23 protein-coding genes and 1 pseudogene are annotated in these 22,896 nt (G+C 45.3%); 13 read left to right on the top strand and 11 right to left on the bottom strand.

What is annotated here, in order from left to right:
* Positions 1-38 precede the first annotated feature (38 nt).
* Genes mlaB through mlaF form a run of 5 tightly spaced genes read right to left on the bottom strand, consistent with a single transcriptional unit; the run spans position 39 to position 3,152 of the window.
* Entirely contained in the window at positions 39-374 is a 336-nt protein-coding gene (gene mlaB / locus BM329_RS03820) for a lipid asymmetry maintenance protein MlaB (RefSeq protein WP_092549158.1), read from the bottom strand.
* 1 nt (position 375) lies between these two features.
* Positions 376-1,005: a phospholipid-binding protein MlaC gene (gene mlaC / locus BM329_RS03825; protein ID WP_092549161.1), complete on the bottom strand. Its 630-nt coding sequence runs from the start codon at positions 1,003-1,005 to the stop codon at positions 376-378.
* A 33-nt stretch (positions 1,006-1,038) separates the two neighbouring features.
* Complete coding sequence (gene mlaD / locus BM329_RS03830) at positions 1,039-1,551, bottom strand: outer membrane lipid asymmetry maintenance protein MlaD (RefSeq protein WP_092549164.1); 513 nt, start codon at positions 1,549-1,551, stop codon at positions 1,039-1,041.
* Between the two features lie 4 nt (positions 1,552-1,555).
* Entirely contained in the window at positions 1,556-2,338 is a 783-nt protein-coding gene (mlaE, locus tag BM329_RS03835; protein WP_092549276.1) for a lipid asymmetry maintenance ABC transporter permease subunit MlaE, read from the bottom strand.
* A 10-nt stretch (positions 2,339-2,348) separates the two neighbouring features.
* Positions 2,349-3,152: a phospholipid ABC transporter ATP-binding protein MlaF gene (gene mlaF, locus BM329_RS03840; protein ID WP_092549167.1), complete on the bottom strand. Its 804-nt coding sequence runs from the start codon at positions 3,150-3,152 to the stop codon at positions 2,349-2,351.
* A gap of 232 nt (positions 3,153-3,384) precedes the next feature.
* Between mlaF and BM329_RS03845 the strand changes: the two genes are divergently transcribed.
* From BM329_RS03845 to rnk, 12 genes and pseudogenes are all read left to right on the top strand, one after another.
* On the top strand, positions 3,385-4,371 hold the full coding sequence (locus BM329_RS03845) for a calcium/sodium antiporter (RefSeq protein WP_092549170.1): 987 nt from the start codon (positions 3,385-3,387) through the stop codon (positions 4,369-4,371).
* Positions 4,372-4,409: 38 nt separating this feature from the next.
* Positions 4,410-5,378: an arabinose-5-phosphate isomerase KdsD gene (kdsD, locus tag BM329_RS03850; RefSeq protein ID WP_092549173.1), complete on the top strand. Its 969-nt coding sequence runs from the start codon at positions 4,410-4,412 to the stop codon at positions 5,376-5,378.
* Positions 5,379-5,505: 127 nt separating this feature from the next.
* Positions 5,506-6,069 (top strand): 3-deoxy-manno-octulosonate-8-phosphatase KdsC, encoded by a 564-nt coding sequence (gene kdsC / locus BM329_RS03855; protein ID WP_092549176.1) that lies wholly within the window; start codon positions 5,506-5,508, stop codon positions 6,067-6,069.
* 17 nt (positions 6,070-6,086) lie between these two features.
* The gene (lptC, locus tag BM329_RS03860; protein WP_092549179.1) at positions 6,087-6,680 is read left to right on the top strand and encodes an LPS export ABC transporter periplasmic protein LptC; all 594 of its coding nucleotides are present in this window, start codon (positions 6,087-6,089) and stop codon (positions 6,678-6,680) included.
* On the top strand, positions 6,661-7,209 hold the full coding sequence (gene lptA, locus BM329_RS03865; RefSeq protein WP_092549182.1) for a lipopolysaccharide ABC transporter substrate-binding protein LptA: 549 nt from the start codon (positions 6,661-6,663) through the stop codon (positions 7,207-7,209). Before lptC ends, lptA begins: the two co-directional genes overlap by 20 nt.
* Before the next feature lie 6 nt (positions 7,210-7,215).
* Entirely contained in the window at positions 7,216-7,941 is a 726-nt protein-coding gene (gene lptB / locus BM329_RS03870; protein ID WP_092549185.1) for an LPS export ABC transporter ATP-binding protein, read from the top strand.
* A gap of 69 nt (positions 7,942-8,010) precedes the next feature.
* Entirely contained in the window at positions 8,011-9,450 is a 1,440-nt protein-coding gene (gene rpoN, locus BM329_RS03875; RefSeq protein ID WP_092549188.1) for an RNA polymerase factor sigma-54, read from the top strand.
* Positions 9,451-9,473: 23 nt separating this feature from the next.
* Positions 9,474-9,761, top strand: coding sequence for a ribosome hibernation promoting factor (gene hpf, locus BM329_RS03880; protein ID WP_092549191.1), 288 nt, complete (start codon positions 9,474-9,476; stop codon positions 9,759-9,761).
* A 114-nt stretch (positions 9,762-9,875) separates the two neighbouring features.
* Complete coding sequence (gene ptsN, locus BM329_RS03885) at positions 9,876-10,343, top strand: PTS IIA-like nitrogen regulatory protein PtsN (protein ID WP_092549194.1); 468 nt, start codon at positions 9,876-9,878, stop codon at positions 10,341-10,343.
* Between the two features lie 39 nt (positions 10,344-10,382).
* Positions 10,383-11,234 carry an RNase adapter RapZ gene (rapZ, locus tag BM329_RS03890; RefSeq protein ID WP_092549197.1) on the top strand — a complete coding sequence of 284 codons (852 nt, stop codon included), beginning with the start codon at positions 10,383-10,385 and terminating at the stop codon, positions 11,232-11,234.
* Positions 11,235-11,607: 373 nt separating this feature from the next.
* Positions 11,608-11,700 (top strand): annotated as a pseudogene (locus tag BM329_RS15225) (alanine racemase C-terminal domain-containing protein); the annotation flags it as partial.
* Positions 11,701-11,869: 169 nt separating this feature from the next.
* Positions 11,870-12,280 (top strand): nucleoside diphosphate kinase regulator, encoded by a 411-nt coding sequence (gene rnk / locus BM329_RS03900; protein ID WP_092549203.1) that lies wholly within the window; start codon positions 11,870-11,872, stop codon positions 12,278-12,280.
* Between the two features lie 50 nt (positions 12,281-12,330).
* Here the strand turns inward: rnk and pmbA are convergent, their stop codons facing one another.
* Positions 12,331-13,674: a metalloprotease PmbA gene (gene pmbA / locus BM329_RS03905; RefSeq protein ID WP_092549206.1), complete on the bottom strand. Its 1,344-nt coding sequence runs from the start codon at positions 13,672-13,674 to the stop codon at positions 12,331-12,333.
* A 198-nt stretch (positions 13,675-13,872) separates the two neighbouring features.
* Between pmbA and yjgA the strand changes: the two genes are divergently transcribed.
* On the top strand, positions 13,873-14,409 hold the full coding sequence (yjgA, locus tag BM329_RS03910) for a ribosome biogenesis factor YjgA (RefSeq protein WP_092549209.1): 537 nt from the start codon (positions 13,873-13,875) through the stop codon (positions 14,407-14,409).
* Between the two features lie 178 nt (positions 14,410-14,587).
* On the opposite strand, the gene tldD is transcribed toward yjgA, so the two are convergent.
* From tldD to BM329_RS03935, 5 genes are all read right to left on the bottom strand, one after another.
* Positions 14,588-16,033, bottom strand: a complete 1,446-nt coding sequence (tldD, locus tag BM329_RS03915) for a metalloprotease TldD (protein WP_092549212.1) — start codon at positions 16,031-16,033, stop codon at positions 14,588-14,590.
* A gap of 17 nt (positions 16,034-16,050) precedes the next feature.
* Positions 16,051-16,899 carry a deaminated glutathione amidase gene (gene nit1, locus BM329_RS03920; protein ID WP_092549215.1) on the bottom strand — a complete coding sequence of 283 codons (849 nt, stop codon included), beginning with the start codon at positions 16,897-16,899 and terminating at the stop codon, positions 16,051-16,053.
* Positions 16,896-20,714 (bottom strand): AsmA2 domain-containing protein YhdP, encoded by a 3,819-nt coding sequence (gene yhdP / locus BM329_RS03925; protein ID WP_092549218.1) that lies wholly within the window; start codon positions 20,712-20,714, stop codon positions 16,896-16,898. The genes nit1 and yhdP overlap by 4 nt, the downstream gene beginning before the upstream one ends.
* Positions 20,715-20,804: 90 nt before the next feature.
* Positions 20,805-22,277 (bottom strand): ribonuclease G, encoded by a 1,473-nt coding sequence (gene rng / locus BM329_RS03930; RefSeq protein ID WP_092549221.1) that lies wholly within the window; start codon positions 22,275-22,277, stop codon positions 20,805-20,807.
* Positions 22,274-22,861 (bottom strand): Maf family protein, encoded by a 588-nt coding sequence (locus BM329_RS03935; protein WP_092549224.1) that lies wholly within the window; start codon positions 22,859-22,861, stop codon positions 22,274-22,276. Before BM329_RS03935 ends, rng begins: the two co-directional genes overlap by 4 nt.
* Positions 22,862-22,896: the final 35 nt, after the last annotated feature.

Below are 22,896 nucleotides of genomic sequence, written 5' to 3' on the forward strand. Positions count from 1 at the left end.
TACTTCAACTTAAGGGGCGCTGTTTATCAAACATTGAGTTACGTCTTGGGCTGATTTTCCTCAAGAAGGCTTTGCAGGCCATATAACGCGATCAACGTGTTAAGGCGTTCCCCTACACCTGAAAATGACAGTATCTTACCATCTTGCTGATACTCTCCTCTTAAACGGACAAACAGTGCCAGCCCCGTGGAGTCCACATGGCTGAGTAGGGAAACGTCAATATTATCGATTCCTTCCAGTACACTCTCTCTTTTCTGCCAGAGAGGAAGTAAACTGTTACGATCCAGCGTGCCTTTCAGAAATAACGTATTGCCCGCTTTTTCCCAACTCACCATTTCACTGGCCAGGCTGCTATCAGAAGTGCCTTTTTCCATATCACTTTTTCTTTTCTAAAGTGATCGGAGCTTTTGCACTGATGGACAGTTGTTCAGTCAAACCGTTGATGCCTTTCTGACGCAAGATATCCATCCATTCGTTCTGCTTGGTCGTGATCATGCTCACGCCCTCTGCAATCATATCGTAAGCCTGCCAATTTCCTGTTTTACTGTTTTTACGCCATTGGAAATCCAGGCGAACTGGCGGTTGCCCATTAGGATCGCTAATAGTGACACGAATAGCCACGATAGTTTTATCATCCAATGGCTGTTCTGGGGCAATTTCATAATTTTGACCATGATACATCGCCAGAGCCTGACCATATGCCTGTTCCAAATAAGTTTCAAACGCCTTGAAATAAGCATCGCGCTGTTCTGGGGTCGCTTGTTTGTAGTAAGGTCCCAAAACCAGTGCCCCCGCATACTTTACCTGTACGTAAGGCAACAACTCTTCACGCACAATCTGACGCAAAACTTCTGGATTTGACTGTATCCGGGATTGCTCATTCTTCAAATGGGTAAAGGTTTTTTCCGCCGCGTCTTTCATCAAGGCGTAGGGATTTGTCTGATCCGCTGCGCTGACCAGTGGCGCAACCACCAGCAATGCAACCATGAGTAATCGCTTAAACATAAATGTTATTTCTCCTAAACAGTGAATTGTTGGTTAGTGTATTCGTTCAGGTGTAGAAGCGGATTTTTCCTGATTCCCGCCACCGTTCTTATACAAGAACTGACCAATCAAATCTTCAAGTACCATAGCAGGTTTAGTGTCTTCAATACGATCACCATCTTTCAACATGAAAGTTCCCAAATCCTGATCATCAAACCCGACATTGAGTGAGACGTATTGTTCACCCAGTAACCCTGAGGTTCGGATAGACAAAGAGCTTGTATTTGGAATATTGTCGTATTGAGTGAAAATATCCAATTCAACCTGCGGCGTATAAGTTTTATGATCCAACCAAATTTTTTCTACACGACCAATCACTACTCCGCCAACTTTCACTGGCGAACGTATCTTCAGACCCCCAATATTGCCAAATGCGGCATATACGCGATAAGTTGTCTGACTGCCGAAAGATCGGATATCCGCCACTTTCAGACATAAGAAAATGATTGACGCCAGCGCAATCAAAACAAAAGCACCAATCCAAATTTCATTTTTCTTGCTTTGCATAGACTTAGTTCCCAAACATCAGTGCTGTCAGCACAAAATCCAAACCCAATACCGCCAACGACGCATGAACTACCGTGCGCGTTGTTGCCCTGCTGATCCCTTCCGATGTTGGGATAGCGTCATAACCATTAAACAGCGCAATCCACGTTATCGTGATGGCAAAAACGACACTCTTAAGAAAACAGTTAACCAGGTCTTTTTCCCATTCCACCGCCGATTGCATGGATGACCAAAAAAAACCGCTATCAATGCCTTTCCAGTCTACACCGACTATCGCACCCCCTATGATCCCAACGGCAACAAAGATCAGTGACAGCAAAGGCATACTAATAAAACCAGCCCAAAAACGAGGGGCAATGACACGACGCAACGGATCAACCGCCATCATTTCCAAACTGGAGAGCTGTTCAGTGGCTTTCATCAAACCAATTTCTGCGGTCAGAGCTGAACCCGCCCTACCCGCAAACAGCAGTGCTGTCACTACAGGTCCTAATTCACGCAGCAGTGATAACGCCACCATCATGCCGAGACTGCCCTCAGCACTGAATGTAGTCAGAACCAGATACCCCTGCAAAGCCAAAACCATGCCGATAAATAAGCCTGAAACCACAATGATAAGCAGAGATTGAACACCTACGCTATAAAGTTGCTGACGCAAGAGTGTCCATTGCCTGGCGGGTTCCGGTTTACCAAAAATTGCGCCAAACAGCATGAAGCCTGCACGACCAAATGAAGCTGTAATTTCAATTGCACGTCTGCCCAACGCTGCCAATGCCTGTGTTAACATCAACATTCCATTATCCTAATAACTCAGTTTTATAATCCCCGGAAGGGAAACGGAAAGGTACTGGCCCATCAGCAACACCATCAAGAAATTGCCGTACCCGTTGCTCCTGATTCGCTCTCAACTGTTCAGGAGTGCCTTCTGCTATCACTTTCTGTTCAGCCACGATATAAGCATAATCGGCAATACTCAGCACTTCAGGCACATCGTGCGAAACCACAACACACGTAACCCCAAGCGCGTGATTAAGCTCGTCAATAAGTTTCACCAAAACCCCCATTGTGATTGGGTCTTGACCGACGAATGGCTCATCAAACATGATTAAGTCTGGATCAAGCGCGATCGCCCTCGCCAATGCCGCTCTTCTGGCCATGCCGCCTGACAGTTCCGATGGCATCAAATGAGCCGCGCCACGTAGCCCCACCGCTTCCAATTTCATCATCACAGTAGTATGAATCAATTCTTCTGGCAGTTGGGTATGTTCACGAAGAGGAAAAGCGACATTGTCAAAAACATTTAGATCAGTAAACAATGCCCCTGACTGGAATAACATGCTCATTTTCTTGCGCGCCGCATAAAGACGTGGGCGAGACAATGCGGGAATATTATTACCATCAAACCAAATTTCACCACGTTCAGGGCGAATTTGTCCCCCAATCAGACGTAATAGGGTTGTTTTTCCTATGCCGGAAGGTCCCATGATAGCAGTCACTTTTCCTTTCGGAACGGTCATATTAATATCAGCAAAAATCGGGCGTTGACCTCGGGTAAAATGCATTCCACAGATCTCAATAAGATTTGCTGTTTGTTGATTCATTATTGATAGCCCCTAACCGTTAATAGAACTGTCTTAATTTACTGTATTTAAATAGTCAATCATGCATACTACAAAAAAATTGCCCAATTTGCGTTAGCAAAGTTGCGACAAATTTTACTTTTTATCTCTTGACCGTCAGAATGTATAAGTTTAGCTGAATAAATATTTTATGTTTAAAAATCAACCATCATTAGCATTTTGCTCGGAATAAATCTTATTTAAGGGACACACCATGTTTCTGACTATTGTATTGCTCATTACCGGGTTGATTTTACTAGTGTATGGTTCTGATAGATTAGTTTATGGTGCTGCGGTTTTTTCCCGTTCCCTGAAAATTCCCTCCTTTATTATTGGTCTGGTCATTATGGGGATCGGAACATCACTGCCAGAACTGATGGTTTCTGTCACAGCAATTTTAGACGGGATGCCGGACATGGCAGTGGGCAATGCAATTGGTTCCAATATTACTAACCTGCTGCTGATTACAGGAGCAGCGGCGTTCATCAGGCCAATCACGGTAAAATCGGATATCCTCCGGCGGGAACTGCCCCTGATGCTGCTAATCACTGCCTTTGCTGGATATCTAATCTCCAACAGTTATTTGAGCCGCATGGATGGCATCCTTCTGTCACTTTCTGCCTTTTTCTTCATCGCGCTGATGATTAAAATGATGGCCTTATCCCAATATGACGGGGTTGATAGCTATACCCAAGAACGAGATTCAGAATTACCTGTCGAAGGCAACAAAGGCATTGCTCTTCTATGGGTTCTGCTGGGGTTAATTATCCTGCCCATCGCTACCCGAATGGTGATTGACAATGCCATCGTCATTGCGCGGATTTATGGCATCAGTGAGTTGATTATTGGCCTGACAATCCTTGCCGTGGGCACCAGCCTGCCGGAGCTTGCCACCACCATTGCCGCCGCCATAAAAGGTGAGAATGATATGGCGATGGGCAACATCATTGGCTCAAATATATTCAATGTTACCCTCGTGTTAGGTATTCCCGCCATACTTTCTCCCAGTGTTATTTCACCCGATGCTTTTTCCCGGGATTTTTGGGTCATGATGGCAGCCAGTGTGCTATTCACGGTATTCTGTCTGGGAAGAAAACATCGGTTGAACCGATTAAATGGCATTTTATTATTGGGCTGTTTTGTCACTTATTTTATCGTACTTTTTGTTTCTAATTATTACGGTACTGAATTACTGTCTTAAGTCATTGCTGATTGAATGGGAAAAGAGTGAGAGTAGAAATGCCAAAAATCGATTTTCAACAAGCAGGTAAAAAAGTATTACACATCGAACTCGATGGACTAACCAGTCTGGAACAATACATTAATGATGATTTCAGCCAGGCCTGTGAATTAATGTTTGGTTGTGAAGGAAAAGTCATTGTCATGGGGATGGGAAAATCCGGTCACATTGGGCGAAAGATCGCAGCAACATTTGCCAGTACCGGTACTCCTTCATTCTTTGTCCATCCCGGCGAAGCCAGCCACGGCGATCTCGGCATGGTGACACAAAAAGATATTGTGCTGGCAATCTCAAATTCTGGTGAGTCAAATGAAATTCTGGCTTTGATTTCTGTGCTTAAGAGACAAAAAGTTCCACTTATCTGCATGACTAACAGTCGTAGCAGTAGTATGGGAAAAGCCGCAGACATCCATTTATGTATTAAGACCTCTCAGGAAGCCTGTCCATTGGGGCTGGCACCGACGACCAGTACAACAGCAACACTTGTCATGGGAGATGCCTTGGCCATTGCGCTTTTGCAGGCCCGTGGTTTTACTGCTGAAGACTTCGCCCTCTCCCATCCCGGTGGCACGCTCGGACGCAAACTCTTGTTGCTGGTCAGTGACTTAATGACTGTCGGTGATGATATTCCCCGTGTTTCCCGTCATGCAACTTTACGCGAAGCTCTAGTGGAAATTACCCGAAAGAAACTGGGGATGACGGTTATCTGCGATGATGACATGCAAATTCAGGGTATTTTTACCGATGGTGATTTGCGCCGTGTTTTCGATATGGGTATCGATTTAAACAACGCAAAAATTGCTGATGTCATGACTACTGGCGGTATCCGCATCAAACCCAATGCGCTGGCTGTTGATGCTTTAAATCTGATGCAATCACGCCACATCACATCTTTGCTGGTCACAGAAGGAGACAAATTGCTTGGTGTACTGCATATGCATGATCTTTTACAGGCCGGGGTTGTATAAACGAATCACATAAAACAAGCTTGATGCAAACAAGTATAGTATACCCAATCGCTTTCAAGTTGCCACACAGCCAGTTAAAGCAGCAACTTGAAAGATGAAGGATATAAAACCTTAAGAGAATTCCTTAATGAATCAAAGAGATTATCTGGACACCTGCTATGGCCCAGTCAGCAAAGATATTATCGAAAAAGCCCGTAAAATTCGTCTTCTAATCTGTGATGTGGATGGTGTAATGTCTGATGGGCTGATCTATATGGGCAATGAGGGAGAAGAACTGAAAGTCTTTAATGTTCGTGATGGTTATGGTATCCGTTGTTTAATCACTTCTGGTATTGAAGTTGCCATTATTACCGGCCGCAAGGCAAAACTGCTAGAAAATCGAGCTGAAACACTGGGTATTACACATCTTTACCAAGGTCAGAGCGATAAGATTTTGGCGTATAAAGAGCTGTTGGATAAACTAGCGTTACAGTCAGATCAAATTGCCTATATTGGTGATGACCTTATTGACTGGCCTGTCATGGCACAAGTTGGATTATCTGTTGCGGTTGCTGATGCCCATCCACTGCTGTTGCCAAAAGCAGATTATGTGACCCGGATTGCAGGCGGTCGTGGTGCAGTCAGGGAACTTTGTGATTTGGTGCTCTTCGCTCAAAATAAGCTGGAAGGTGCCAAAGGGTTATCCATATAAACTAAAACTGAAAAAGAATGAGCAAAATTCAATCCTGGTTGATCGCAATACTCGGACTTATCGCACTTGCGCTAATTGGCTGGAATTTATCGAATGTCAATGACGATTCTTCATCATCCATCGTAGATGACGTTTATCCCACTTATCAAACACAGGAAGCGGTTACCTTTGTCCATGATCCGGAGGGCAAACTGGTTTACAAATTAGTGGCCGATGATATCAAAAATTTCGCTGATACAAAGCTGACTTGGTTTACCAAGCCCGTATTAACAACATATGACTCCAACAGTCCCACAGACTCCCGGAAAACCACATGGACAGTCAGTGCCGATAAAGCCAAACTAACTAATGACAAGATGCTCTATCTGTATGGAAATGTCCTGGTGAATAGCCTGAACGATGCATCACAATTGCAGAAAATCACAACAGATAATGCGACCGTTAATCTTACAACACAAGATGTAGCGTCCGATGATCAAGTCACTCTTACAGGGGTTGGTCTGAAATCTGTTGGCATGAAAATGCGCGGCAATCTGCGAAACAAAACTGCTGAACTGATTGAAAAGGTGACTACTCGATATGAGATTCCACATGAACAACCTAATCCGTAATACCGTTATTGCCAGTACATTTTTTGCTGTCAGCCTGTCCGTACTGGCCTTGAAAGATGATACGAAACAACCCATTACCATCGACTCTGCAAGACAGTCACTGGATTTAACGGGGAACGTTGCCACATTTACGGATAGTGTCATAGTAAAGCAAGGTTCAATTGACATTCATGCTGATAAAGTCGTTGTCACTCGTCCAGATGGGGATTCGAATAAAACGGTCATTGAAGCCTACGGTAACCCTGCCACTTTCTACCAATTGCAGGATGATGGCAAGCCCCTCAAAGGGAATGCAGCAAAGATAAGATATGAAATGGATAAAGAGCTGATCGCACTGACAGGTAATGCCTATCTTGAACAGCTAGACAGTAATATTAAGGGTGACAAAATCACCTACCTCGTGCCGACACAGCAAATGGAAGCCTTTAGTGATAAAGGTAAACATGTCACAACCGTCCTGTTGCCTGCCCAATTACAAGACAAAAGCCCGGGTACCCAAGGCGCTGAAGTTCACAAAAAGAGTAAATAACGACTTATGGCAATACTAAACGCAGCAAATTTGGCAAAGGCATATAAGGGCCGGAAGGTCGTTGAGAACGTCAGCCTGAAAGTAAGGTCAGGAGAAATTGTTGGCTTACTTGGCCCCAACGGTGCAGGCAAGACAACCACTTTCTACATGGTGGTTGGCATTGTTCCACGTGATGCAGGCTCTATCTCCATTGATGAAGAAGACATCAGCTTATTGCCGCTACATGAACGCGCCCGACGTGGAATAGGGTATTTACCGCAAGAAGCTTCAATCTTCCGCCGCCTGAGCGTCTTCGACAACTTGATGGCCGTCCTTGAGATCCGCAAAGACCTTAACAAAGAACAACGAAAAACGCGCGCAGAAGAGTTGATGGAAGAGTTTCATATCTCCCATCTGCGTGATAGCCTTGGGCAATCACTTTCTGGTGGTGAACGCCGCCGCGTGGAGATTGCCCGCGCGCTGGCCGCCAATCCCAAATTCATCTTGCTGGATGAGCCTTTCGCCGGCGTTGACCCGATATCCGTATTGGATATCAAAAAGATCATTCAACACCTGCGAGACTGCGGATTGGGTGTCCTGATTACTGACCACAATGTTCGTGAAACGCTGGATGTCTGTGAACGTGCTTATATCGTCAGTCAAGGTCACTTGATTGCCCACGGCAGCCCTGATGACATCCTGAGTAACGAGCAAGTAAAACGCGTCTATCTGGGTGAAGGTTTCCGCCTTTGATTCTGATTTTTCTGTCAGGCGTAATTTAAGGGATCATTCAAGCTAGATTAAGGAGAAAGTAGTAACGCTATGAAGCAAAGTTTGCAACTCAGGCTCAGTCAACAATTGACGATGACGCCCCAGCTCCAGCAAGCTATCCGTTTGTTGCAACTTTCTACACTTGAGCTTCAGCAAGAAATCCAACAGGCACTGGAAACTAATCCACTGCTTGAACAAGATGAGCTGCATCAGGAAGTGGAGAATCGAGATCTTCCAGAAACTGAAATGGAAGTAATGGATACCCGAGAAGCGCTTGAACAGAAAGATATGCCCAAAGAGCTACCACTGGACACCAGTTGGGATGAAATTTATACCGCAGGTACGCTTTCAGGAAGCCACAGTGATCACGGTGATGATGACTTTCCCGTTTATCAAGGGGAGACAACCCAGACACTCCAGGACTACCTTATGTGGCAGGCAGGATTAACTCCCTTTACTGAGACGGACGCTGCCATTGCCACATCGATCATTGATGCGATTGATGACAGCGGCTATCTGACTGCTTCTACCGAAGAGATCCTTGCCTGCATAGGCGATGATGAACTGACACCGGAAGAAGTCGAAGCCGTTCTCAAGCTCATACAACATTTTGATCCGATTGGGGTTGCCGCCCGTGATTTACGTGAATGCCTGTTTATCCAACTTTCCATACTGCCACCCGAAACACCTTACTTGAATGAAGCTAAACTTGTCGTTAGTAAGTATCTTGAACTACTGGGTAATCGAGACTTCCGTAATTTATTACGTCAGAGCAAATTAAAAGAAAATGTTCTGAAAGAGGCAATTGATATTATTCAATCACTGGAGCCGAAACCGGGGTTAGTAGTCAATACCGGTGAGTCCGAGTATGTTATTCCAGATGTATTGGCGCAAAAAGAAAATGACAGCTGGCAAGTCAGGCTGAATACCGATAGCATCCCCCGCCTGCGTATCAACCAACACTATGCAGCATTGGGGCAGTTAACCCATAATGAAAGTGACAGCCTCTTCATTCGCAATAACTTACAAGAGGCTAAATGGCTTATCAAAAGTCTCGAAAGCCGTAATGAGACTTTATTGAAAGTCGCCCGCTGCATTGTTGGACGGCAGCAAGATTTTTTTGAATATGGTGAGGAGCATATGAAACCGCTGGTCTTGGCCGATATTGCCTGTCAGGTTGATATGCATGAATCCACTATTTCACGTGTGACGACCCAGAAGTATCTGTATAGTCCGCGAGGTATTTTTGAGCTTAAATATTTTTTCTCCAGCCATGTCAATACCGATAGCGGAGGCGAAGCTTCTTCTACCGCAATACGTGCCCTGGTGAAAAAACTGGTCGCGGCAGAAAATCCGGCCAAACCCCTGAGTGACAGTAAATTGACCAGCATGCTGGCCGACCAAGGCATTCAGGTGGCACGTCGAACTGTCGCAAAATATAGAGAGTCGTTATCCATCCCGCCTTCAAACCAACGCAAAAAACTGGTTTGAACAACACTGAGAAGGAAAACACTATGCAACTCAATATCACAGGCCACAATATTGAAATCACAGATGCACTGCGCAACATTGTGAACACTAAATGCGGCAAACTGGATCAATATTTCAATAAGATTAACCTCATTCAGGTCACCCTCCGAGTGGAAAAAGTGCAAAAAATCGCGGAAGCCACGGTGCACATCAACGGAGGTGAGTTGCATGCCACCTCAGAGCATGAAGACATGTATGCGGCAATTGATTCATTGGCAGATAAACTCGCTCGTCAATTGACCAAACACAAAAGTAAATTAAGACAACGCTGACAGCTTCCAGACAACGGGGCCATCATAAAATTACACTGTTCTGTCTGGAAGCAGTGCATTAATACCAGATGCCTTGAGGCATCTGGTATCACAAGGCTCTAAGTGAATAAATAAATGAACAACGAAACAGATTTACCGCTAAGCTCAGTGCTTTCATCCGAATGTACACACAATAACGTACCTTGTTCGAGTAAGAAGCGAGCCTTAGAGATTATCAGTGAGCTAGCATCAAAACAGCTTGAATTACCGGAACATACCGTGTTCGAGGCTATTCTTTCCCGCGAAAAAGTGGGCACAACAGGCATCGGTAACGGGGTTGCGATCCCACACGGCAAATTAGACAAGGAATGCTCACACAATGCCGTTGGCGTGTTTTTGCATCTGGAGCACCCTATTACCTTTGATACCATTGATAATCAGCCTGTTGATTTACTGTTCGCTTTATTGGTGCCATCAGACCAGTGTCAAACCCATTTACACTCACTATCATTAATAGCAAAGCGCCTTGCAGATAAAAACCTTTGCCGTCGCCTGCGCTCAGCCCAGAGTGACGAAGAGCTATATAAAATTATTACTGAATAAATAACTAATGCAATTATAAACATTTAGGAGAGTCACCTCATGGTGCTGATGATAGTCAGTGGTCGTTCAGGTTCTGGTAAGTCCGTTGCTCTGCGGGCGCTGGAAGATATGGGTTTCTATTGCGTAGATAACCTGCCGGTCGTGTTGTTGCCAAAACTGGCAAGCACACTGGCTGAACGCGACATTTCCGCTGCAGTTAGCATTGATGTCAGAAACATGCCGGAGTCACCGGAAATTTTCGAAGAAGCTTTGACACAATTACCTGACAGTTTTTCACCACAGCTTCTGTTCCTTGACGCAGATCGCAATACACTGATCCGCCGTTACAGTGACACCCGCCGTTTGCACCCGTTATCCAGCAAAAACTTGTCACTGGAAAGTGCAATTGACCAAGAAAGCGACCTGCTGGAGCCCCTGCGTTCACGCGCCGACTTAATCATCGACACATCTGAAATGTCCGTTCACGAATTGGCAGAAATGCTCAGGACACGTTTACTAGGTAAACGTGAACGTGAACTGACTATGGTATTTGAATCTTTTGGTTTCAAGCATGGCATTCCTATTGATGCAGACTATGTTTTCGATGTGCGTTTCCTGCCAAACCCACACTGGGACCCGAAATTACGCCCAATGACAGGTCTGGATCGCCCTGTTGCTGCATTTTTAGATCGCCATACCGAAGTGCATAACTTCATTTATCAGACCCGCAGCTACCTTGAACTTTGGTTGCCCATGCTGGAAACCAACAACCGTAGCTACCTGACTGTAGCTATAGGTTGTACGGGCGGTAAACACCGTTCTGTCTATGTTGCTGAACAGTTGGCAGATTACTTCCGTTCCCGTGGTAAAAATGTGCAATCACGTCACCGCACACTGGAAAAACGCAAATAATATCAATAATTCAAGCTGTTTTATGCGTATATTCTCTGTTGAGAAGAGCGGGTACGACTGTAGTACTAATCCAGATATTCTTAAATTCATATATGCACTTCGTCTTTCAAACTGCCTCTTTGTTGGTTGCTCTCGCTCACCCCGGTCACATAGTTAACTTGAGATTGGTTTAAGAAGGGAACTAAAGTGCCTGAGGCACGAGCTTCAGAGACTCCATTGCATTATTTGGCTGACCAGCTGGAAGTCTCGGTCACTCAGTTTCATGAATACGATTGACAGGGAAATTCTGGATTTTTTGGGTATTCGCCAGGTTTCGTCAGCGGACAAGGAGGCGTTTTCAGACTGGTTAATTGACAATCTCTATCCACAAGGTATCAACGGACACCGCGCACCTATTGTTGGTAGTGTTTCCATGAATACCGTGATGATCGATGTGACTGATCTGCCGGAAGTGAAAAGTGGTGATTTTAGGATGAATGAACCTTATTTCATTAACAACACAAAACAGTTCGTGATCATGATCTCTTTATTTTCATGACAGAACAGCCTAATATCACTTTAATCACTTTTGAAAATAACACCCCCTCCATGCGATGCGGGTGTTATTTTGTGTTGAGCCTAATTTGGAGTGTGGTATGAAAAAACCTAAAATTATCATTAATGAACTGGATGCTGAACGTTTAGATTCTCTGTTGGAACAACCCGCATTTGCCAATACCAGCATTGCTGATGCCTTGAATGAAGAACTGGATCGGGCAGAAATTCTTCCTCCGGTAGAGATCCCGGCGGATGTTGTCACAATGAACAGTGAAATTCGCTTTATTGATTTGAGTAACAATGAAGAACGTGTTCGCACGCTGGTCTACCCTGCTTCCCTGCAAGACAGCATCAAACAACTGTCAGTCATGGCTCCTATGGGCGCTGCTCTTTTAGGGCTTCGGGTAAATGATGAAATAAACTGGGCATTACCGAACGGTGAAAAAACCCGAATAAAGGTGTTAGAGATACTTTACCAACCGGAAGCGGCAGGTGAATATCACCGTTAATTTCTAGCCAGCTCAGTTAGACCGAACTGGCTTTTGTTGATTGAGTATCCCTATTGACCGGCGATACTCATTTCCGGCAGCAATACCGAACCACACTGAATATTGCTGCGTGTTTCGATATCATCACCAATTGTTACCATATTTGCCCACATATCCTTCAAGTTACCAGCGATGGTAATCTCACTGACCGGGTATTGAATTTCGCCGTTTTCAACCCAAAAACCGGAGGCACCACGGGAGTAATCACCTGTAACCGCACTGACGCCCTGTCCCATCAATTCAGTGACAATCAGTCCCGTTCCCATTTCACGCAACAGACCAGTAAAATCCACTCCCTGACCCGCTATGTGCCAGTTATGAATGCCACCGGCATGGCCTGTGTTCACCATTCCCAACTTGCGGGCAGAATAAGAAGTCAGCAACCAAGTTTGCAAAACACCCTCTTTAATGATGTCACATGGCGTTGTACGCACACCTTCACTATCAAAAGGTGTTGAAGCCAGTCCGCGCAACAAATGCGGCTGTTCTTGAATTGTTAGCCATGAAGGCAGAATCTGCTTGCCCAGACTATCCAGCAAGAAAGAAGATTTACGATAAATGCTGCTACCGCTGATTGCTCCAACCAAATGACCAAACAAACCTGTTGCCACTTCCGCAGAAAAGATAATTGGTGCTTTCATCGTTGGTAACTTGCGCGCGCCCAGACGGGAAAGTGTACGACGGGCACACTCCTGCCCAACCCATTCAGGGGATTTCAGATCATCGAAATGGCGACTTACAGTATAGGCATAATCACGCTCCATATTGCCATTCTGCTCTGCAATCACACAGCTAGACATAGAGTGACGACTTGAACAGTAGCTTTGCAGCATACCGTGGCTGTTACCAAATACCCGAATGCCATAATGACTATTGAAACTACCGCCTTCGGTATTAGTAATGCGTTCATCTGCCTGTAATGAGGCTTGTTCAGCACGGGCTGCTAATTCAATGGCCGTATCAGCATCCATATCAGCAGGATGGAAAAGATCCAATTCCGGTGCATCAAATGCCAATAATTCCTTATCGGCAGGGCCGGCATAAGGATCAGGGGATGTGTAGCGAGCGATATCTATAGCAGCCTGAACAGTACGGGCAATTGCCTCAGGGCTTAAGTCCGTAGAGGAAGCGCTACCTTTACGTTGCTGATGATAAACCGTGATCCCCAGAGCGCCATCACTGTTAAACTCAACATTTTCGACTTCACTGAAACGGGTGCTGACACTAATTCCCGTGGTTTTATTAACCGCGACTTCCGCAGCATCACAACTGGCTTGTGCTAATTCCAGAGCATGGGCAACTGCATCTTCCAGTTGCTGACGCTGCTCTGCGATTTGTTGATTGGTGACTATCATTAATTAACCATAATCCATTGAATTAAAAATAAAAATCGTCAGAAAAAATGCCTCCACCCACGTCATGGCATGAATGCCGAGTGGTAATCAGGCAATTTTCCCAGTTACAATACACAATATTAGGATGTTAACACCCACCGGACGATAGGTCATGCTCCAAAACACACCTTATCCGGCCTTTTTAGAAGGAAAACAATTATGGCAAAGCAGCCTGAAGATTGGCTCGACAATTATCCTGCTGAAGAGGAAGAAGAAGAGATAATCTGGGTCAGTAAAAGCGAAATCAAACGAGACGCTGAAATACTGAAAAAATTGGGAACGGAACTGGTTGAACTCAGCAAAAACCAACTGGCACGGATACCACTGGATGAAGATTTGCTGGCTGCCATTGAGCTGGCCCAGAAAATCAAACGTGAAGGTCGCCGCCGCCAATTACAGTTAATCGGAAAATTATTGCGTGCCCGTGATCCTGAACCCATCACCATTGCGCTGGATAAACTGAAAAATCGTCACAACCAGCAAATCGTTATCTTACACAAGCTGGAAGAGCTGCGTGATAAATTGCTCGAAGATGATGATGCCTTTGAGGAAGTTATTGCGCTGTATCCGCATACAGATCGTCAACAGCTTCGCACACTGGTTCGTAATGCTAAAAAAGAGAAAGCGGCTAACAAGCCACCAAAATCTTACCGTCAGATTTTTCAATATCTGAAAGAGTTATCGGAATCAGCTTAATCAGCCCTCCACCGCCATTTCGTTAAGAATTGGCGGTATTTCCCTCTGCCTATTCCCCTTCTCCATTACCATTGCATTAAATTGGTTTAAGTTAACACCTTGAGACAAATGATGCGGAAATGTAACATTTAATGGGATAGCTTTTTTACTTTAAGTCATCTCCACTCCGTTCCCTAAATCAGGCTGTTCCGCCTACGGTCAGGTTATCCAGCTTAAGGGTTGGCTGACCAACACCGACCGGAACACTCTGACCTTCTTTACCACATACACCGACACCTTTGTCCAGGGCAAGGTCATTGCCAACCATCGAAATTTGCTGCATGGCTTCAATGCCGGAGCCAATCAGTGTTGCTCCTTTCACAGGTTTCGTAATTTTACCATTTTCGATTAAGTAGGCTTCTGAGGTTGAGAAAACAAACTTACCGGACGTGATATCCACCTGACCACCACCGAAATTCGGAGCATACAGCCCACGATCAACACTGGCGATAATTTCTTCTGGTGTGGAATTCCCGGCCAGCATATAGGTATTGGTCATGCGTGGCATTGGCAGGTGTGCATAGGATTCACGGCGACCGTTGCCTGTCGGAGCCACACCCATCAGGCGGGCATTGAGTTTATCCTGCATATAGCCTTTCAGGATGCCATTCTCAATCAGAACGTTGTACTGCCCCGGAACCCCTTCGTCATCAATAGACAATGAACCGCGACGACCTTCAATGGTTCCGTCATCCACCACGGTACAAAATTCAGAAGCTACCTTTTGACCAATCTGACCAGAGAAAACTGATGTACCACGGCGGTTGAAATCACCTTCCAGACCATGCCCTACCGCTTCATGCAGCAAAACTCCCGGCCAGCCAGCGCCCAATACGACCGGCATCGTACCCGCCGGTGCCGCAACTGCTGACAGATTAATCAGTGCCATGCGAACCGCTTCACGGGCAAATTGATCTGCCAATACCTGACCGTCTTCAGTTTGCAGAAAATACTCGTAGCCATAACGAGCACCACCACCACTGCCACCACGTTCACGTTTGCCATCTTCTTCCACCAACACGCTGACGGAAAGACGTACCAATGGACGAATATCTGCGGCTAATGTGCCATCTGTTGCTGCTACCAACATCTGCTCATAAACACCGCTCAGACTGGCATTGACCTCTTGTACGCGGGAGTCTTCCGCACGGGCGATTTGATCAACCCGATGCAATAAAGCAATTTTTTCTTCCCGACTCATGCTCTGCAATGGGTCAATAGCGGTATAAAGTGCTTTATATGTGACGGCACCTAACGTATGTACAACAACATTACCTGCTTCCCGCACAATGCTTCGCGCTGCCTGCGCACTTTGCTGTAATGCGTCCAGTGTAATTTGATCAGCATAAGCAAAACCGGTTTTTTCTCCACTGATCGCGCGAACACCTACACCTTGATCAATATTATAAGAACCATCTTTAATAATGCGGTCTTCCAATACCCATGTTTCATGGTAACTAGATTGGAAATAGAGATCGGCATAGTCCAGACGACGTTCTGCCAATTGCCCCAAAACAGAAAATAAGTCTTGATGATTTAGATTATTAGCAGCCAGTAAGTGTTCACTGACATAAGTTAAACTCATAGTAATTACTCTTTACCTTAATTTAGATTCTTTTTTATCAAAGAAGTCAGTTGTGGACGGAATCGATTGTGTTTTACTACTTTTATCTGTTCACGCATGTGAGTCAGACTATCCCGCCGGATATTAAGCTGTAATGCGCTGACGGTCAGCGGGTTTTTCCTGATAATTTCTCCCCAACCACTCACTGCCATTGAGTGGCCCCATGTTCTGCGGGTGCCGTGTACGCCAACCTGTGCTGGTGCCAGAATAATACATTGATTCTCAATAGCACGTGCTCTCAGTAGTGGTTCCCAATGTGCCTTGCCCGTCAGGTGGGTGAAAGCAGCCGGAACAGAGATAAGTTCAGCCCCCTGCTCACGCAATGCCTGAAATAACCCAGGAAAACGCAAATCATAACAGATAGTCATGCCCAAACGACCAACGGGTGTATCGACAACGGTAATGTGTTCTCCACGCTGGTAAATGGTGGATTCGTTATAAGCACCATGTTCATCGTTGATATTGACATCGAACATGTGGATTTTATCATAGCGGGCACGGATTTTACCCTGATCATCAAACAGCAGGCTACTGCTCGTGATACGGGAGGGATCTTCCCGACTGATCATTGGCATGGAACCAATCAGCAACCAAATGCCGTAACGCTGTGCCATCTCACTGACCGCTTGTTGCAATGGCCCATTTCCCTGCACTTCTGCATATTGGCGATAGGTTTCAGCATCGGCGAACAGCAACGCATTTTCCGGGGTCAGAACTAATTTTACTGTGTCTGGCAGTTGCTTAATCTGTTGTTCGATTTGCGCTAAATTATATTTAACATTCCTTCCACTACATAATTGTAAAAGTGCAACATTAACGTTTCTCATGACCCTTTATTCTCCTTAAGCTGACGTAAGACTTCATCAATTTTAGGCTGTTCTAGGCTACCCGTTAACCGATAGCGAATCACCGATACCTTATTCCATAGCGGCCCCAGCACTTTTGTTGCCGCAAAAACTGCTGCACCAGCCACCGGATTGACTGCAAAAGCTGTCGCTACTCCCACCGTTGTAGAAATTTCTGGTGTAATCACCAGATCCATATTGATCTGACGATGAACCAAGTCTGTCCATCCTTTGGCATTGATATCTGCTGCTAATCCATCAATGAGGAAATTATCGGTATGCATAACGCCATTTTTTATCGTTGCGTCGCCATGAATAGCATCAAAGTTGAAATCATTACCGAATGTATCACTGAAATCCAATTGTAATTTACGCAACAAGGCGTCAAAGCTGATAAGTCTCAGTAATTGCCCTGCCCTGCCACCACCCAGTTTGGCGATAGCCCCTTTTTTCATATTTCCAGTCAACGTCCCGTTCAGTGTCTTGAGATCCGGCTGCCACGGAACATCTTGCCACCTCATGTTAAAATCAAAGTTGAAAGGTGCATCAATAATCGGAACGATGAACCCCAGATAAGCGGCCATGTCATCGAATTTTTCTCCCGATAATTGCCCTTTGGCTTGGGTATGGCTTCCGGTGTCACTCTCATACCACCGACCGGATAAGGTCAGCTTTCCGGCACTGTTCTCCACTTGTCCATTGGTCAGAATCAAGGAATCACCTTCCGGCTTAATCGACGCAGTTACTTTGCCGAGTTTTAGTCCAGCAATCCAGCATTCTGCGCATGTGATATTCAGTGACGGCCAATTATCCAGAGCATAATGAGGTGATGGTGCTTTATTTAACGTTAACTTGTCGGTATCAACTGCTGGATCTGTCACAAACCGTGGATCGTAATAAAGATAATTGATTGATGCCTGCATTGGTTTATTTTTTTGAATAAACAGACTGCCGTTGATTTCTTCACCGCCCGCGCTGACATTCATGCCATCCGCTTGTCGGACGACATTGAATGCCAGCTGATTCCAGCGCTGTCCAGCAAGATCCAGTGAAGGTAAAGAAATTTCAAATACGTTTGTCCACAGCAAACCATTATCTGCCGATGAATGCCGGCTCAAAGGCTCAATTAACGCCAACAGTTTTTCGCCATCAATTGCAGGTAATTCTAACGCCAACAACGATTTTTTCGGCAACGCCGGGTATCCTTCGCCATCCGTTGTCAGAATACCCCGTTGCAAGCGGGTATGTTTTTTCTCCAACATCCATTGGGTGTTGAACGCGTATCGTTCACCGATTGAGCCTTTCATCTGGAGTTGATCCAGATCGCCGGTAGCAAGGATATTAACGTTATTCCATTTCCGCAGGGATGGTGTATCCAATACCGGTAATTTACTGTTGATATGTGACAAATCGGCATCTATTGCAACACGGTATTTCACCCTATCCTCTGAGGATAGATCACTTGAAGGTATTGTAATATTTACCTTACCCAGCCAATTCAGTGTTCCAGATAGCTTACTGCGGATCTCGGCAGGCAGTCCCGGCAATGTCTGTGCCGCCCAATGTGCACCCAAGTTCACATCTACCTGATAATGTTTAGGTAAATCTTTGGTAGAAAAATGCAGGGACAACGGATTTTCAAACCAATGGGCAGACAGTGAGTCACTGGTTAAATTACCATTGTCAAAACGGAACTTACCGCTGAGGTGTTCCATTTTGCTATCCAATGGCTTGATGAACAGTTGGGTGTCTTTCAGCACCACCTCACCATTCGCATTAACGTCACCCTGTCCCAAGGGAATGTCCAGATGGAGTCTGCCATCCACTTTTCCCTCAAGCTGCAAGCTATCCAATGCGCTGCCAATCGATCCCGCCAATGGACTGTGATTAAAATAATCGTGGATGTTTTTCCCATCGCCGGATAATTCAGCATCAATGAACAGCTTATCCTGACCATAATCAGGGATCGCCGCCGAAACCTGGTGGGCATCCACCCGGCCTAATCTCGCTTTCTGGGCCTGCATCCACAATCCGTTATTCTGGAAATTCAGGTCAATATCCAAATCCAGCAGGGCTGGCCAGTCAGGTTGATACTGAAAGGTTGCATTGTGCAAGGGAACAAAGACCTGAAATTGGCCGTTGTTTTGTTTAAATGGAAAATCATGGGGATTGCCATGAAAAATCAAAGTCGCCTTATCGACCTTTCCCTTAATCAAAGATTCTGTCAGATAATCCGTCAGCGATTCCCCCATCAGTGGTTTAGGAAAATAACGCCATGCCTCACCTAAATCATTAAGTCGGATCCCCGCGAGCATTTCCAGCACAGGCGGGGCGGCTTGCGGTTGCTGATAGCGGAAATCCCCGTTGAACCACAGTGATTTGGCCTGTAAATCCAGCCCCTTCCCCCATAAATCCATGCCATGACGATCATTTTTCCATTCAATGCGCCCTTTGCTGTCAACGATATTGAGCGGAGCCTGAAACATGTTCCCATAATCAATGGTACTGTTTTGCAATTTAAATTTGAGGTTTCCCCGCCGCTTATTACCATCTAGCATGCCGCTGAAGTGGCTGACGGAAGGCCATTCTTTCCAGCGTAACCAGCTTATATCCTGCCATTCCATACTTATTCCCATCTCTTCGGGAAGTTCTGGCGTAATATCGAGGGCAAAATTATTGAGCATTCCTTTCGGCTGCCGGTATTGCCACTCTTTGACAACATCAGGTGTTAAAAAAGAGAGCGTCGGCAATATGCCATTTAAACGTTCAAGCTGAATGTTTTCGGCACGAATGCGCCAGTGATCTTTACTCTGGTATTGACGGGACTGATTAAGATAAAGCGCTTTGATATTCCCCTCAATCCATTGCTGGTTATCGGTTTTCAGGTTTGATAAATTGGGAATATTGAATAACCAGCCTTCCCCCTGACGACGCATTTTCAAGAGTAAATCATTAACTGCAAGCTGATGTTTTTCATTCCCAACATGCCAGTCAGCCTTCCCTTGTTTGAGTTGCAGGTGCGCGCTATCAATGCGCCCATCCTGCAAATTAATCCAGCTCGCCAGGCTGAAATGGGCATTTTCCAGCCCCATGTTATCCTTCAACCAACGGCTTAGCCATAACCGCATATCAATATCATCGGCCTGCAAATAAATCCTGCCACTCTTGAGAAATCCATCAGTATCTGTCAGGTCTAGCTTTACCTGAACAACACCTTCCTGACCATTAATCGAAGAAAGGCTTACACTGCCTTGTGCCCGATGGCGGTTGTCTTTATTCAGCCACGTAAACTGTGGCAACAGTAAATCAGCTTTTTCACCGGATGGCGTCAAAAAGCTGAATCGACTATCGCTCAGATCAAAATGGTTAAATTGTTCAAGAAACAAAGAAGAGACGCTGTCTGGTTCTGAAAGCATACTATTGCCATCTTGCCCAAACAGAGCCTTGTTATAGTTAACCTGAAGCTGGTAAAAGGACAGACCACGAAAATACCAACGTCGTTGCAAAAGAGAGCGCCAGACATCGAGAGAAAGTACTATCTTTTTGGCATGGATATCGGCGCTTTCAGCTTTCGCGCTGATATCACGAATTTCCAGACTGGGGCCAAATGACTCCCAGTGACCATTGATGTAACCTATATTGACAGGTATCTCTGTCACCGCAGTAATTTTCTCAGATAATTGCTGACGGTATTCGTTAATATGTGGCAGGAAGAGACGCAACCCACTGACAAGCAAAGCCACAATGATAATGACTATTGCGGCTGTCGCTAATAATATGCCCGGCAGTCGCCTCACACATGTCTCCTTAGTGTCAGCGTTGTAGCGTTATATCAATATGCAAACAGATGTCTGCAAGCTTATATTTACATCGTAACTATTTCATGACTACATCATAATCACATCAAATTGTTCCTGACTGTAAAGCTGCTCTGTCTGTACTTTGACCTGTTTACCCACAAAAATTTCTACTTCTGCCAATGCATGAGATTCATCTCCTTTCAGGACTTCACTAACGGCAGGAGAAGCGTAAACCAGAAAACGATCTGCATTAATTGCACGATTAACACGCACTATTTCACGCAATATTTCATAACATACGGTTTCAACCGATTTCACTGTGCCGCGTCCCTGACAAGTCGGGCAGCTATCACACAAGATATGTTCGAGGCTCTCCCTTGTACGCTTGCGCGTCATCTCCACCAGCCCCAGTTGAGAGAAGCCATTGATGGTTGTTTTCACTCGATCTTTACTTAATGCCAGATCCAAGGAAGCCAATACACGACGACGATGCTCTTCATTATCCATATCAATAAAATCAATGATAATGATACCACCCAAGTTGCGCAGCCTTAATTGTCGGGCGATAGCTTGTGTTGCTTCAATATTGGTACTAAAGATAGTTTCTTCCAAATTACGGTGTCCAACAAAAGCCCCTGTATTAATATCGATTGTGGTCATGGCTTCTGTCTGATCAATAATCAGATAACCACCCGACTTTAATTCCACTTTACGCTCTAGCGCCCGCTGAATTTCATTTTCCACGCCATAGAGATCGAATATTGGTTGCTCCCCCTGAAAATATTCCAGCTTGGCGTTCATCTCAGGAATATATTCATCAATGAACTCCTGCAATTGAATAAATGTCTGGCGCGAATCAACCCGAATACGATCAAGGGAAGCACCGACAAAATCACGCAAAATACGCTGAGCCAGAGCCAGTTCACCGTATACTTTATTTTTGGTAATATTGCGTTTCTTGCGCTCAATGACCTTACTCCACAAGCGCTTTAAAAATGCGGCATCCTGCGCAATTTCTTCTGTTCCCACACCTTCGGCAGCAGTACGGATAATAAACCCACCATGTTCATCACAGTAATCTGTAACAACGCTTTTCAGACGTTCACGTTCTTCTTCACTCTCGATTCGCTGTGAAACACCCACATGCGATGTTCCCGGCATAAATACCAGATAACGTGATGGTAAAGTGATATCCGTTGTCAAACGGGCACCTTTTGTACCAAGGGGATCTTTTACTACCTGAACAATTAAATCCTGTCCTTGGTATACCAACTTGGAAATATCCCTGACGTGGAAATTTTTCCGTTCTTCACCTGCAATACATTCAGTATGAGGCATAATATCTGAAGCGTGTAAAAAAGCGGCCTTCTCCAGTCCGATATCCACAAAAGCCGCCTGCATTCCGGGTAAAACCCGACTCACGCGACCTTTATAAATATTCCCGACAATGCCCCTTCTGGCTTCCCGTTCAATATGGATTTCTTGCAATACACCGCCGCCATCAATATAAGCAACCCGCGTTTCGGACGGTGTTACATTGACTAATAACTCTGCTGTCATGAATCATTCTTCCCGTCAGCTAACGCTAAAAATCGTGTGATTAATTCATACGTTTCCACCAATGGCAAGCCGACAACAGCATGGTAACTGCCATTTATTTTTCTGACAAAACAACCGCCCTTACCTTGAATGCCATAAGCTCCGGCTTTATCCATCGGCTCCCCAGTTGCGATATATTCCTGTATTTCCCGTTGGGATAACTGGCGGAATGTCACATCTGTAATGACTGTTTCGCTGAGGACGCATTGACTGTTTGATAAAGCAACAGCGGTTATGACTTGGTGGCTCTGGCCTGATAAAGCACTGAGCATTTTTGTGGAGTGTTGTTGATCGCGAGGTTTTTCCAAAATGCGGTTATCTAATACGACAATGGTATCAGCCCCCAAAACAGGGTAATCATGTGGTGCCAGTGTAACCCCAGCCTGAGATTTTTCTCTGGCCAGCCGAGTGACATATTGCTGCGGAGACTCTCCTTCACGCCATTTTTCTTCGACCTGAGCTGTCAGGATCGCAAAATTAAAATCTAACAATCCCACCAACTCACGCCGTCTTGGTGAGCCAGAAGCTAAATAAATGGTTTTCATTGTGAGTCATCCTTAGAGCCTATCCCAGTAAACTA

Origin of the sequence: Xenorhabdus koppenhoeferi (assembly GCF_900116635.1) — a bacterium.
Lineage (GTDB): Bacteria > Pseudomonadota > Gammaproteobacteria > Enterobacterales > Enterobacteriaceae > Xenorhabdus > Xenorhabdus koppenhoeferi.

Excerpts from the sequence above, each read along its gene's own strand:
- mlaD (WP_092549164.1), bottom strand. The coding sequence starts at position 1,551 with ATGCAAAGCAAGAAAAATGAAATTTGGATTGGTGCTTTTGTTTTGATT.
- lptA (WP_092549182.1), top strand. The coding sequence starts at position 6,661 with ATGAACAACCTAATCCGTAATACCGTTATTGCCAGTACATTTTTTGCT.
- pmbA (WP_092549206.1), bottom strand. The coding sequence starts at position 13,674 with ATGATAGTCACCAATCAACAAATCGCAGAGCAGCGTCAGCAACTGGAA.
- kdsC (WP_092549176.1), top strand. The coding sequence starts at position 5,506 with ATGAATCAAAGAGATTATCTGGACACCTGCTATGGCCCAGTCAGCAAA.
- mlaF (WP_092549167.1), bottom strand. The coding sequence starts at position 3,152 with ATGAATCAACAAACAGCAAATCTTATTGAGATCTGTGGAATGCATTTT.
- BM329_RS03845 (WP_092549170.1), top strand. The coding sequence starts at position 3,385 with ATGTTTCTGACTATTGTATTGCTCATTACCGGGTTGATTTTACTAGTG.
- hpf (WP_092549191.1), top strand. The coding sequence starts at position 9,474 with ATGCAACTCAATATCACAGGCCACAATATTGAAATCACAGATGCACTG.
- rapZ (WP_092549197.1), top strand. The coding sequence starts at position 10,383 with ATGGTGCTGATGATAGTCAGTGGTCGTTCAGGTTCTGGTAAGTCCGTT.
- mlaE (WP_092549276.1), bottom strand. The coding sequence starts at position 2,338 with ATGTTAACACAGGCATTGGCAGCGTTGGGCAGACGTGCAATTGAAATT.
- nit1 (WP_092549215.1), bottom strand. The coding sequence starts at position 16,899 with ATGAGAAACGTTAATGTTGCACTTTTACAATTATGTAGTGGAAGGAAT.
- rng (WP_092549221.1), bottom strand. The coding sequence starts at position 22,277 with ATGACAGCAGAGTTATTAGTCAATGTAACACCGTCCGAAACGCGGGTT.
- mlaC (WP_092549161.1), bottom strand. The coding sequence starts at position 1,005 with ATGTTTAAGCGATTACTCATGGTTGCATTGCTGGTGGTTGCGCCACTG.
- lptB (WP_092549185.1), top strand. The coding sequence starts at position 7,216 with ATGGCAATACTAAACGCAGCAAATTTGGCAAAGGCATATAAGGGCCGG.
- ptsN (WP_092549194.1), top strand. The coding sequence starts at position 9,876 with ATGAACAACGAAACAGATTTACCGCTAAGCTCAGTGCTTTCATCCGAA.
- BM329_RS03935 (WP_092549224.1), bottom strand. The coding sequence starts at position 22,861 with ATGAAAACCATTTATTTAGCTTCTGGCTCACCAAGACGGCGTGAGTTG.
- mlaB (WP_092549158.1), bottom strand. The coding sequence starts at position 374 with ATGGAAAAAGGCACTTCTGATAGCAGCCTGGCCAGTGAAATGGTGAGT.
- kdsD (WP_092549173.1), top strand. The coding sequence starts at position 4,410 with ATGCCAAAAATCGATTTTCAACAAGCAGGTAAAAAAGTATTACACATC.
- yjgA (WP_092549209.1), top strand. The coding sequence starts at position 13,873 with ATGGCAAAGCAGCCTGAAGATTGGCTCGACAATTATCCTGCTGAAGAG.
- tldD (WP_092549212.1), bottom strand. The coding sequence starts at position 16,033 with ATGAGTTTAACTTATGTCAGTGAACACTTACTGGCTGCTAATAATCTA.
- rnk (WP_092549203.1), top strand. The coding sequence starts at position 11,870 with ATGAAAAAACCTAAAATTATCATTAATGAACTGGATGCTGAACGTTTA.
- lptC (WP_092549179.1), top strand. The coding sequence starts at position 6,087 with ATGAGCAAAATTCAATCCTGGTTGATCGCAATACTCGGACTTATCGCA.
- rpoN (WP_092549188.1), top strand. The coding sequence starts at position 8,011 with ATGAAGCAAAGTTTGCAACTCAGGCTCAGTCAACAATTGACGATGACG.